This window comes from Maricaulis sp. MIT060901 (assembly GCF_047123815.1).
Taxonomy (GTDB): domain Bacteria; phylum Pseudomonadota; class Alphaproteobacteria; order Caulobacterales; family Maricaulaceae; genus Maricaulis.
Genome location: NZ_CP138920.1, coordinates 3066867 through 3078873, shown reverse-complemented (window position 1 = coordinate 3078873; position 12007 = coordinate 3066867). Strand labels below are relative to the sequence as shown.

Genomic DNA, 12007 nt, shown 5'->3' with positions numbered 1-12007 from the left:
GGCTTGCACTGACAGGGAAAATCCAAGCGGAGCGGCCCACAATGACACGGTTTATCGCAGCTATTTTCATGACCCTGTTCGGTCTTAGCCCGGCATTGGCGCAGAATGCCGGCGAGATCGCCCGTGTCCAGGCTGGGCAAAGCTGCGCGGGCTGTAATCTCTTCCAGGCCGACCTCGCCTATCGCGACCTGCCCGGCGTCAATCTCGCCGGTTCGCGTCTGCGCCAGGCCGATCTCTCGCTGGCAACAATGAACCGGGCGGATTTCAATGGTGCCAACATGAGTGTCTCCAATCTGTTCGGCGCTCGGTTTACCAGAGCGAATTTCCGCAATACCAATCTTCAGCACGCTGTGCTGGTCGGCGCCTATCTCGGCGGGGCGGACCTGCGCGGTGCTGACCTGACGGGTGCCAATCTTTCCGGTGCCGATCTGCAAACCGCAGGCGGCCTGACCCAAGCCCAGCTGAATACGGCCTGCGGTGACAGCAGCACACGACTGCCCGCCGGCTTGAACATCGCGAACTGCTAGTTGTATTCTAATACCCGATATTACTGGCTTTTAAGTCGATTTCGGGTGTCACCTGACCTATCCGGTTAGTATGAAGTCATTGCATTTGTTCAGCGCCCTGCTTCTGGGCGGCAGCATTCTGGCCGCTTCGCCTGCTCTGGCAGGTGAAAACGATCAGCCACGCCGCGGCCTGGCGATCGGCGGTGAATGCGAGGACTGCGACTTCTCCGACAAGAACCTGTCCGGCGCGACCTTCATCGGCGCGGAGTTTTCGGGATCCAGTTTCCGCAATTCCGAGCTGGTCAGTTCCAACTTCATGGAATCGCGCTTCGCACAGACCGATTTCGCGCATGCAGACCTCGACGAGGCCCAGCTTCGCGGCGTGACTTTCCTCAATTCCGACCTGTCACATGTCGACCTGCGCAATGCGCGAGTCGAACGCGTGAACTTCTCGGATACCGATCTGACCCGGACCAATTTTTCCGAGGGCGAGCTGGTTTTCGTGACATTTGTCGGCAGTGAGCTGATCAATACACGTTTCATAGATACCGAGCTGCAGCAGGTGAATTTCCTGCGCGCCAATCTCAATGGAACCGTCTTTCGCGACGCCCAGCTCCGCGATGCCAATTTCAGCCATGTAGTTGGTGAACGCATCGACTTTCGCGATGCTGACCTCACGGATGTGAGTTTCGAAGGTGCTGTTCTGCATGAGGTCGACTTCCGCGAGGCGGAACTGTCGGGCGTCGATTTTTCCTCGGCTGTGATTGTTGACCCGCAGGGTCTCACCAAGAGTGCTCTGGCCGGTGCCTGTGGTAACGAAGAAACCCAGATTGGCCGCGGCGTCGCCCTGCCTCCGTGTCACTCGGAGGCCCGCAGCAATGTCGGCTATTCCTACGACTTCCGTGTGCTGTCCCGCGAAGGACGTGATGAAACCGAGGCGCTGCTGCAGGAGCTTGAGGCGGTCGGCGGGATCCGTGTGGAACTGCTGCACCAACTGGGCACTATTGCCGAGGACCGGGCCCAGCAGGTCGAACGTCAGCAAGTACAACGCGCCCTTCGTGCCGCCATGCGTGACCTGGCCCATCGCGAACGCGAGATTGATCGCGCCATCCGCGAAGCCGAACGCAATGGCGGTGATGTCAGCCGCGAACTACGCGATGAACAGCGCGAACTTTCGCGCGCCCAGCGCGAGACAGTTCGGGCGTTTGACGAAATGGAACGCGACCTCGCCGACGCGCAGCGTGACCGCATCGAGGTCCGTCGCGAGGCTCTGGAACATCAGCGTGCCTTCGCGCTGGAAATGAGCAACCAGATCATGCGCCAGGGCAGGATCGTGATCCCTGACGGCCATGATGGTGACTATGTCTTCGTAATGCCCGGGCCATTTCCACCGACCGCGCTGGAAATCATCGAAGATATCCCGGAACTGGAAGGTGGCCGCGACCAGGAGTTCGAATTTGAATTCGAAACCCCGGAACAGCCTGATGCGCCAGAAGTCGAGCTCGACGAAAACTAGAAAAAAGGGCCACTCATCGAGCGGCCCTTCTCTTTGTATCGATACGAAGTAGGGAAAGCTGCCCCCTCTTCATATCCGTTTGCCGTTTCCAATCAGGAAACTTCACAAGACTTGGCGTCATAGATGTCCATCAGGTGCTCGTGACGCTCTTGAGCAAGATCCATCGCCCGGTCAGCTTCCATGTAGTTTCCAACAGCTGCAGGCCAGAAGAATACAACAGCAGCCACGTTAGCCGTATTGACGCCCTGATTGTTCTCGGCTTCTTCCTGGATATCGTCCAGAGCATGCATTTCTTCCTCAAGCTGCGCACAGCTCATGCTCTGGTCGCCCGGCTGGCGTACGTCGACTTTCGGAGTGGACGTACAGGCCGTAGCGAACAGCGCTGCCACAGAGACAGCGAGGATAGCTTTGATTTTCATTGGGTCCCCCATGATGCAAAAAAACAATTCCTGATTGACCTATATGAAGCCTCTTTGCAACGGATTTTTCTATCATTTTTTGAGAGACTTGCTTGGCGAAATTAACGCCACGCACGCCCCGAGGCGTGGCGTGGAAGGCGGATCGATACCGCTTATGATTGCCCACAAAGCAATGGAGACTGTTGACCATACGAACGACATCACCAAACAAGACCTGATCGTCACGTTCCGCCTCTGACGACACGCGGTGATTGTCGCGCCAACCAGTCCCGCCATCTCGAATCTTCGATAAGCCAGGCAAGACGGATATCCAGCTCGTCTTCTCCTCTTGCCAGGACCGGGAATAAAAAACGGGGCCACCAAGGGCCCCGCTCTATCAGTAAATGCCGCTGTGACGACACTTGGCGTCGAGGGGCCCTATTTTTTCTCTTCCGGAACAACCGTGCGAATGTGCAGCTCGCGCAGGTGTTTGTTCTCGGCCGTGCCCGGCGCGTTCATCATCAGGTCGCGGGCCTGCTGGTCCTTCGGGAACATCACGACTTCGCGCAGGTTTTCCTGTTCGCAGAGCAGCATGACGATCCGGTCGACACCCGGCGCGACTCCAGCGTGCGGCGGAGCACCGAAGCGGAAGGCGTTGAGCATGCCGCCAAACTCTTCCTCAACGACATCCGCGCTGTAGCCGGCATACTCGAAGGCTTTCAGCATCACGTCCGGGCGGTGGTTACGCACAGCACCGGAAGAGAGCTCGACGCCGTTACAGACGATGTCGTACTGCCAGGCTTTCATGGCCAGCAGGGTCTCGTCGGACGGGTTGTCCAGAGCGAGGAATTCCTCGGCCGTCATCTGCGGCATGGAGAACGGGTTGTGCGAGAACTCGACCTTCTTGTTCTCTTCATCCCACTCATACATCGGGAAATCGACGATCCAGCAGAAGCGGAACGTATCTTTCTCGCACAGATCCAGCTCGGTGCCGACGACGTCGCGCGCCTTGCCGGCAAAGGAAGCGAACTCGCTCGGATCACCGGCCGCGAAGAAGACGGCATCGCCGGCTTCCAGGCCGAGATCGGCGCGCAGGGCTTCGGTGCGCTCCGGTCCGATATTCTTGGCGATCGGTCCGGCGGCTTCCAGGCCACCATCGGCTTCACGCCAGAAGATATAGCCCATGCCCGGCTGGCCCTCTTTCTGGGCCCAGGAATTCATGCGGTCACAGAAGGCGCGCGAACCACCGGTCTTGGCCGGGATCGCCCAGACCTGGACCTTGGGATTGCGTTCCAGCATGCCGGCAAAGACCTTGAAGCCGGAGCCACGGAAAGTCTCGGATGCATCCGACATCTTGATCGGGTTGCGCAGGTCCGGCTTGTCGGAACCATACCACTGCATCGCATCCTTGTAGGCGATATGCGGGAATTTTGCATCCGGCACGGAACGACCTTCGGAAAACTCCTCGAACAGGCCCTTCATGACCGGTTCGATGACGTTGAATACGTCTTCCTGAGTGGCGAAGCTCATTTCCATGTCGAGCTGATAGAACTCGCCCGGCGCGCGATCCGCGCGCGCATCCTCATCACGGAAACACGGTGCGATCTGGAAATAGCGGTCAAAGCCGGAGACCATGATCAGCTGTTTGAACTGCTGCGGGGCCTGCGGCAGGGCGTAGAACTTGCCCGGGTGCAGACGTGCCGGCACCAGGAAGTCACGCGCGCCTTCCGGAGACGAGGCGGTCAGGATCGGCGTCTGGTATTCGGTGAAGCCCTCATCGACCATGCGACGACGAATGCTGTCGATGATCTGGGACCGTTTGACGATCCGCTGGTGCAGGCTCTCACGACGCAGGTCGACATAGCGGTGCTTGAGGCGAACTTCCTCGGACCATTCCGGCTCGCCGAAGACCGGCAGCGGCAGCTCGTCGGCTTCGGACTGGATGGCGAGGTCCTTCACACGCAGCTCGACACCACCGGTCGGCAGGTTCTCGTTCACGGTCTCTGCGGAACGAGCGATCACCTCACCGGTAATCGTGACGACACTCTCGACACGCAGGCGCTCCAGCGTGGTGAAGTGCTCGCTTTCCGGCTCCAGCACACACTGGGTCAGACCGTAATGGTCACGCAGGTCGATAAACAGCAGACCGCCATGGTCGCGTTTACGGTGGATCCAGCCGGAAATACGGGCCTCCTGGCCAACATGTTCCGGGCGCAGTTCAGCGCAGGTGTGAGAGCGAAAAGCGTGCATTGTGCGTCGTCCGTCAGAACAGAAATCGTGTTGCCGCGACATGCCGGTTTGCGGCGCACAATGTCAAGGATAACGGGCGATGGGCTGCAGTTGATTGTCGCGGGAAAGCCCCTCCCGGGTCCGTTGCACGTACCTAGTTGCGCGGTTCAAACACCATCCGCATGAAGGGAGCCCAACTTTCGCCGCCATCCACGGCGCTTTCAGCAAGGATTGCAAAACCGGTTTCCGTGTCTTCGAAGGTCAGTCGCCCAAAAACATATCCGCCCTCCAAAGTGGGGAAGCCGGTGCCGGAATTGAGATTGGTCACCTGGATGGGCGCGCCGGCTTCACCTTCACCGTCATAAAGGTCGGTATAGCCATTGAGGTCATCCAGAACGACAACCCGATAGCGCTGATTGAACCGGTCATAACCAAGGCTCATGCGCATCTGGAAAACGGTGCCAGGAAACGGAACGGCCACATCGAGCTCATGAAATGCCTCACCCAGCGTTGTCTGGCCGCTGGCATGGGAAGCAGCCGGCTCGCCCCACTCACCGTTTTCGTCGGTAAAACGTGTTTCAACGCTCCAAACACCCTGGCTCATCGTAAAGCCGGAAACATCCTGGGCGAAAGCCGATACCACAGGTGCCATCGACAGAAACAGCGCGGAAACAAGAACTCGAAACATGATCAAACTCTCCTGGATGTACGCCCTGTCTAACAGGGCGCTCCGGCCAGGCCAGCGCCGAGTGACGAACGACAGCCTGGAAGGTCCCATTTGAATCGGCGCAACAGCGACCGACCGTCCGGGGCTATCAAGCGCAATCGTGCGGTCGGGATTGCAATAACTCGCCCCACGCGCTAATGTTTCATTAAGAAATCATTTTACGGGAGATAGTTTCGCTTTTCAGGCGTATGAAACACCGAACAGAAGCGCATTAGCCGAAACACCGGCTTCCTTCTGTTCGAGACTTTTCCCGGATCAAGTTTACGAAATTCCCCTTCAGTAAAAACAACTTGGGCGCCCTGGTGGCGCCCTTTTCTTTGGCGCAGACGATAAAAAATCGAACATGTAAGTAACTATTCACTTGCGCCACACGAACACCTTCGCTAAACATCACGTAAATGAACATTCACTTGCGTGAGGGACACACCATGGAAGGCATGCTTCGCAAAGATATTTTTGACGGCACGGACGCCAATCTCGGCGTCACCGCCCGTTATGGCAGCACCAAGGCCCGTATCGAGCGCGCGGCCCTGCAACTCTTTGCCCGTCACGGTATTGACGGCGTTTCAATCAAGCAGATCGCCGAGGCCTGCGTGATATCCGACGGCGCGATGTATCGCCATTTCAAGTCCAAGGACGAGCTGGCTCGCCTGATGTTCGAAGCCATCCATGCCAAGCTCCAGGACCTAGTGACACAAAACCTCAAGGCAGACGCCTCGATGGAGGATATCGCTCGAACCCTCGTCACCGCCTATTGCAAGCTGGCCGACGAGGACCCGGCGCAATTCACCTATCACCTGGCCCATCGCAACCACTTCATCTCTGCCACGGGTGATGGTGGGGCCGACCCGTCAGACTTCATGGCCGCCTGTGTGCAACAGGCCATGGATCGCGGCGAGATCGCCCAGGGCGATGCAGAGCTGCGCTCGGGCATGGCGCTGGGCGTCGTCATGCAACCCGCGGAATACAGCCTATATGGCCGTATCAACCCACCGCTGACCGATCACATCGAAGAATTCACGCGCGGCATCATGGCCGTGCTGAGGTCCTGAGTTTCGGACCCAGAGGAGACGATCCAATGCGCTCTTTCATTTTCAATATTCTCTACTGGTCGATCTCCGCGATCTACGCGGTGGTCTGCGCCATCCTGGCCCTCATTCCGGGTCGTTTCGCCCTGATGCATGGGCTGCGCTCCTATTGCCGCCTGACCGTGTTGTTGATGCGCGTCGTCTGCGGCATCAAGATCGAGGTTCGCGGTACGCCGCCGAAAAACCAGCCCGTCGTCATCGCTGCCAAACACCAGTCCTGGGGTGATGGCATCGTGATGATGGCCAAGTGCGGAGATGTGAACTTCGTGTGTGGCGATCACATGCTGAAATTCCCGCTGATCGGCTGGGTGCTGAAACGCTGTGGCGCGATTGTCGTCAACAACAAGGGTGGCGCAGCTGCCGCAGCCAGTTTGATAGCCGGCATTGAACGCTCCCAGGGCGAAGGCGCCCCGCGCCCGGTCCTGATCTATCCGGAAGGCCATCTGACAGAAGTCGGCACGGGCATGCAGTACCGCTCCGGAGCCTGGCGACTGTCCGACCAGCTGGACCGTCCGGTTGTCCCGGTCGCTACCAATCTCGGCCAGTGCTGGCCGCAGCAGAAGTGGAACAAGTTCTCCGGCACGGCCGTGATCGAGTTCATGGACCCCATGCAACCCGCTGCCGACCGCAACAGCTTCCTGTCACAGCTGGAGTGTAATGTGGAACGTCACTCGCGCGCGCTGGAAGCCGAATTTGCCCATGAGCACCAAGCACTGCAATCTGTTCAGCACACGGAGTGCCGGGTCTAGGCGCGCGAAAAGACGCGCCCGTCCGGTCACGATGGCGAAGCGGGGAGGCTCAGCCATGCGATCCATGATTTTCAATGCCCTCTTCTGGGGCATAGCGGCGATCTATGCCCTGCTGTGTTATGCGCTGTCCTGGTTACCCTGGCGCGCTCCCCTGGTGGGCTGCATGATCGGATTTTGCAAAAGCGTCCGTTTCTGCCTGGAACACGTGGCCGGGATACCCATCGAGGTCCGTGGGACGCCGCCGACACAGCAACCGGTCATTATCGCCGCGAAACACCAGTCCTATGCGGACGGCCCTTTGATGATGGCGATCACCGGCGATCTCAATTTTGTTATCGGCAACGGCATCGAGAAATTCCCGCTGATCAACCGCATCGTACGCGAGGCTGGCGCGACCATGGTCAACACCCAGGGCAATACGACTGCTCCGGGGGCCCTGGAAGCCGCAATCGCCCGCAGTCACGGAGAGAACCGTCCGATCCTGATCTATCCTGAAGGCGGCCTGGCCGCGATCGGCGAGACCAAGCGCTATCGCAAGGGCGTACACAAGGTCTACGAGACACTCGACCGAACCGTCATTCCCGCTGCCACCAATGTTGGCCTGCGCTGGAACCAGGAAGACTGGCACAAGACAAAGGGCCCGGCCGTTATCGAATTCCTTGATCCCATTCCCGCGGGCTTGCCCCGGGACGAATTTATGCAGCGCCTGCAGGCAAGCGTTGAAAACGCGACCCGCGCGCTGGAAACGGAAGGCAAGGCCTTCCAGGAGGCATCACAATGAGCCTGAAAACCGCTTTTGGACTGATCGGCACAAAACGCTTCTCGCCGATCCTAGCCGCGAGTGCCCTGGGCACGTTCAACGACAACCTCTTCAAGAACGCGCTGGTCGTGCTGGCCACCTATCACGGCCTGACTGTTGCCGGCCTGCCGTCCGACATGGTCGTGCCGATTGCGGCGACCATGTTCACGGCAGCACTGTTTTTCTTCTCGGCGACCGCCGGCCAGATCGCGGATCGTTATGACCGGGCCATGATCATGCGCCGGACCAAGTTCGCCGAGATCATCCTGATGGTCATTGCCGCAATTGGTTTCCTGCTCAATTCAGGACCGGTCCTGATGCTGACCCTGTTCTTGATGGGAACCCAGTCCGCCTTTTATTCGCCGTCGCGTATTGCTTCCATGCCGCACTATCTCAAGCCGGATGAGCTGGTTTCAGGCAATGCCATCTTCGGCGCGGTTTTCTTCCTGCTCTTGCTCGTCGGACAGGCCAGCGGCCAACTTCTGCCAGCGATGGAGAACGGTCGCGTTCTGATCGCAGGCATACTGGTTGTTTTCGCCGTCCTGGGCTGGCTGAGCATTCTGCCGACCCCTCCCTCTCCGGCCGGCAATCCCAAGCTCAAAATCCGCTGGAACTTCGTGGTCGAGACCGTGCGTTCCATCTGGGTCGCGTCCAGGCACCCGACGGTTTTCCGACCGCTGCTGGGCATGGCCTGGTTCTACCTCGCGACCGGCGGGCTGATCACGCTCATTCCCACCCTGGTGCGCGACACGCTGGGTGAAGGCGCTGACCTGGTTGCCCTGCTCTCGGTCCTGTTTGTCATCGGTGCAGCCACTGGTTCGCTGGCCTGTGGAGCATTCTCGCGCGGCAAGGACGCCATCATCTTCACCATTGCTGGCGGGTTCGGCATGACCATCTTCCTCCTGGATGTGGCCTGGCAACTGGCCCATTGGGAAACGGCGCTGGAGCCGGTTGGCGCCATGGTCTTCATGGACAATCCGGACAATTGGCGCCTCCTGGCCGGTTTCTTTCTCACGGCGCTTGCCGCCGGCATGTATATCGTGCCCCTGCAGGCCATGGCCCAGCATCGCGCACCGGTCGACAAGCGCGCCCGCCTGCTCGCGACCGGCAATATTCTCAATGCCGGCGGGGCCTCGGTTGGCCAGATGGGATTGCTCGCCCTGAGCATCTACGCCCTGCCCAAATGGTGGGCGATCGTCTTCGTGGCCTTAGGCACCTGTGTCATTGCTGCCGCATCCCTGAGGTATTTACCCAAGTCTAACAGCCAAAGCTGATGGAAAAATGGGGCGGGTCGCGCTAACAACCCGCTCCATGAAAATGATTACGACGACGGCAGAGCTGGCGAAGGCCTGTGACGCGCTCCTGCAATGCGACTTTATCGCGGTCGATACCGAGTTCATGCGTGAAACCGTGTACTGGCCTGCCCTGTGCCTGATCCAGGCAGCTGGCGGCGAGACAGAGGTGATCATCGACCCGCTGGCCGATGGCATTGACCTGGAACCCTTCTGGGAAGTGATGGCGGACGATCGCGTGATGAAAGTCTTCCACGCCGCCCGCCAAGACCTGGAAATCTTCTTCCACCTCGGGGAACATCTGATCCCGACACCCATGTTTGATACGCAGGTTGGCGCGATGGCCCTGGGCCTCGGCGACAGCATTGCCTATGACGGCCTGGTGCGCTCCTTCCTCAAACGCTCCATCGACAAGGGCCCGCGCTTCACCGACTGGTCCCGCCGTCCGCTGAGCCAGAAACAGCTCGACTACGCCATCGCCGACGTGACGCATCTGCGCGATCTCTACCCGATCATGCGCGAGCGCCTAGAAACGAAAAAACGTGATGCCTGGCTGGCCGAGGAAATGGCGATCCTGACCCGGGCCGAGACCTATCGCCTGGAACCGGAAGACGCCTGGAAACGCCTGAAACTGCGTAAAACCCACCCCAAATGGGTCGCCGGCCTGCGTGCCGCAGCCTCCTGGCGCGAACGCGAAGCCCAGACCCGCGACATGCCGCGTCAGCGCGTGATGAAGGACGATGCGCTCTACGAGATCGCCGGTGTCGCTCCGGTCAAGCCGGATGATCTGGCAGGCCTGCGCGGTGTTCCCAAGGGTTTCGAGCGCTCCAAGCCCGCCGAACGCCTCTACGAGGTCATGAAGACGGCCATGGCTGATCCGGAAGCTTATGCGCCCAAGGTCGAAAAACCGGCCCCGCCGCCCAGCGGCATCGGTCCGACGGTCGAGCTTCTCAAGGTCTACCTGAAACTGGTCGCAGAAGAGGCTGGCGTGGCCTCGCGGCTGATCGCAACAGTTCCGGATCTGGAAAAGATCGCTGCCGACGACAAGGCCGACATCCCGGCCATGCACGGCTGGCGCCGTGAAGTCTTTGGCGAACCGGCCCTGCGTCTCAAGAAAGGCGAGATCTCGCTGGCTCTGGAAGACGGTAAAGTTGTTGCGAAAGACCTGAAGGGTTAATCGACATACCGCACTTCGGTATCAACACCGATCAGCCCCCCGATTGCCTTGAGCTGTGTAACCGAGCGCTCGACATAGAGATCGTGCACGCTTTCCTGCACGGTAACGCAGAGCTTGCCACTCTCGAAACCGATGTGGAAACGTTTGAGCAGGTTGACCGAACGACCGGACAGTTTCGACCCCAGTCGCAGACACAGCCCCAGACATTCCGCCATGCGGCGCTGGTCGGCATCCATCAACCGGGCAACCGGATGTTTGTCCAAGGCACGCCCGCTCCCGCCATGACGGAAGTGCAGGGCCGTTCCGAGAAAAGCCCGTTCTGGGTGTGAGAGCCCGGCGAACGGCGCATAAAGCACCGTGTCACGAGCAAGGTCCGCGCGATGGTCCGGATGCATTCGCGCGCCGAAATCAGCCAGCCGACAGGCCGCCTCCCGCAGGATCTGGTCACGCCGGGGCGCAAAGACAGGGTCGAGCTCCCCGAGCATTGGGCGCAACCAATTGGCCAGCGCCATGCCAAAACCCGGCGTCGGCGCTATCGGACGCGCAAGCGCCTCGGCTCCGGCGATCAGTGGGTCCTGATCACGCACGCCCCCAGGCATGGTTTCCAGCAACACGCCTTCACGCAGCCCATAGGCCGAGAAACTGACCCGGGCAAAATTCCCCTTCTTGACGATGCGGCGCAGCAATAACGCGGCATACGGTAGTGTCACAGCGCGACGACGGGAGATACCCGGCGTGCCCTCCAGCGACGACGGGCTGGCCTGGATCGCCAGCTGGGTGATGGTCTCCACCTCGGCGGCTGTCATGTCGAATTGATGTACGACCTTGAGTGGGTGGTTTTCGTGCGCAAAAGCGATGTGCGCCAGCGTCCGCCAGGCACCGCCGACGGCGTAGAAAGTCTGCCCCGGACGCGTATCCAGCCCGAATTCGTCGAGACGGTCGTCGATCTTGCGGCGGGCATCATCATAATCCCAATCGCCATTCCCCAACACTTCCTGGGGGCCCAGGGCCAGTGTCGTTCCCTGTCCGGCCACACCATTGTTGATCGAAGTCAGCTCAAGGCTGGACCCACCCAGATCGCCGGTCATCCCATGCGCGTCAGGGATACCGGCCAGCAGGCCCAGCGCCGAGATCTCGCCTTCCTCGCGACCGGATAGAATACGCACATCAAACCCGGAACGATTGGCAACCTCGTGGACAAAATCAGCGCCATCTTCCGCATTGCGCACAGCGGCGGTCGCCACAGCGTGAACTTCCGACACACCCTTGGCATCGAGAATGCGCTGGAAACGCTTGAGCGCCCGCAGCGCGATTTCGCGCCCTTCCGGGTTCAGCTTGCCCGTGGCGCGAACACCCTGCCCCAAACCGGCCATGACCTTTTCATTGTAGACTGGCCATATCGCCCGCCCCTGCAGCCGGAAATGTACCAGGCGCACAGTGTTCGACCCGATATCGATGACGGCGATATCACGCTCAACAGCGAGTTCCTGGGAAACCGCAGAAGGATCAGGGGTTTGTTTCAATAG

General features: G+C 59.7%; 11 protein-coding genes. 7 read left to right on the top strand and 4 right to left on the bottom strand.

Going from position 1 to position 12007, the window contains the following annotated elements; genetic code table 11:
• Positions 1–41: 41 nt before the first annotated feature.
• Both SIC17_RS15270 and SIC17_RS15265 read left to right on the top strand, forming a co-directional pair.
• On the top strand, positions 42–527 hold the full coding sequence (locus SIC17_RS15270) for a pentapeptide repeat-containing protein (protein WP_291896225.1): 486 nt from the start codon (positions 42–44) through the stop codon (positions 525–527).
• 70 nt (positions 528–597) lie between these two features.
• Entirely contained in the window at positions 598–2022 is a 1425-nt protein-coding gene (locus SIC17_RS15265) for a pentapeptide repeat-containing protein (RefSeq protein WP_412545906.1), read from the top strand.
• A 92-nt stretch (positions 2023–2114) separates the two neighbouring features.
• Here the strand turns inward: SIC17_RS15265 and SIC17_RS15260 are convergent, their stop codons facing one another.
• The 3 genes from SIC17_RS15260 to SIC17_RS15250 all read right to left on the bottom strand — a co-directional run bounded on the left by SIC17_RS15260 (position 2115) and on the right by SIC17_RS15250 (position 5337).
• The gene (locus SIC17_RS15260) at positions 2115–2441 is read right to left on the bottom strand and encodes a hypothetical protein (protein WP_291896227.1); all 327 of its coding nucleotides are present in this window, start codon (positions 2439–2441) and stop codon (positions 2115–2117) included.
• A gap of 417 nt (positions 2442–2858) precedes the next feature.
• Complete coding sequence (gene aspS / locus SIC17_RS15255; RefSeq protein WP_412545905.1) at positions 2859–4670, bottom strand: aspartate--tRNA ligase; 1812 nt, start codon at positions 4668–4670, stop codon at positions 2859–2861.
• A 133-nt stretch (positions 4671–4803) separates the two neighbouring features.
• On the bottom strand, positions 4804–5337 hold the full coding sequence (locus SIC17_RS15250) for a DUF1579 family protein (RefSeq protein ID WP_412545904.1): 534 nt from the start codon (positions 5335–5337) through the stop codon (positions 4804–4806).
• Between the two features lie 476 nt (positions 5338–5813).
• On the opposite strand from SIC17_RS15250, the gene SIC17_RS15245 reads away from it, so the two are divergent.
• The 5 genes from SIC17_RS15245 to rnd are packed head-to-tail and all read left to right on the top strand — an operon-like array spanning position 5814 to position 10481.
• Positions 5814–6428 carry a TetR/AcrR family transcriptional regulator gene (locus SIC17_RS15245; RefSeq protein WP_291896231.1) on the top strand — a complete coding sequence of 205 codons (615 nt, stop codon included), beginning with the start codon at positions 5814–5816 and terminating at the stop codon, positions 6426–6428.
• A gap of 26 nt (positions 6429–6454) precedes the next feature.
• Positions 6455–7213, top strand: coding sequence for a lysophospholipid acyltransferase family protein (locus SIC17_RS15240; protein WP_412545903.1), 759 nt, complete (start codon positions 6455–6457; stop codon positions 7211–7213).
• Positions 7214–7268: 55 nt separating this feature from the next.
• The gene (locus SIC17_RS15235) at positions 7269–7994 is read left to right on the top strand and encodes a lysophospholipid acyltransferase family protein (protein ID WP_412545902.1); all 726 of its coding nucleotides are present in this window, start codon (positions 7269–7271) and stop codon (positions 7992–7994) included.
• Entirely contained in the window at positions 7991–9286 is a 1296-nt protein-coding gene (locus SIC17_RS15230) for an MFS transporter (protein ID WP_412545901.1), read from the top strand. The genes SIC17_RS15235 and SIC17_RS15230 overlap by 4 nt, the downstream gene beginning before the upstream one ends.
• A gap of 37 nt (positions 9287–9323) precedes the next feature.
• Positions 9324–10481 (top strand): ribonuclease D, encoded by a 1158-nt coding sequence (rnd, locus tag SIC17_RS15225; protein WP_412545900.1) that lies wholly within the window; start codon positions 9324–9326, stop codon positions 10479–10481.
• On the opposite strand, the gene SIC17_RS15220 is transcribed toward rnd, so the two are convergent.
• Positions 10478–12004, bottom strand: coding sequence for a Ppx/GppA family phosphatase (locus tag SIC17_RS15220; protein ID WP_291896240.1), 1527 nt, complete (start codon positions 12002–12004; stop codon positions 10478–10480). The genes rnd and SIC17_RS15220 overlap by 4 nt on opposite strands.
• Between the last annotated feature and the right edge of the window lie 3 nt (positions 12005–12007).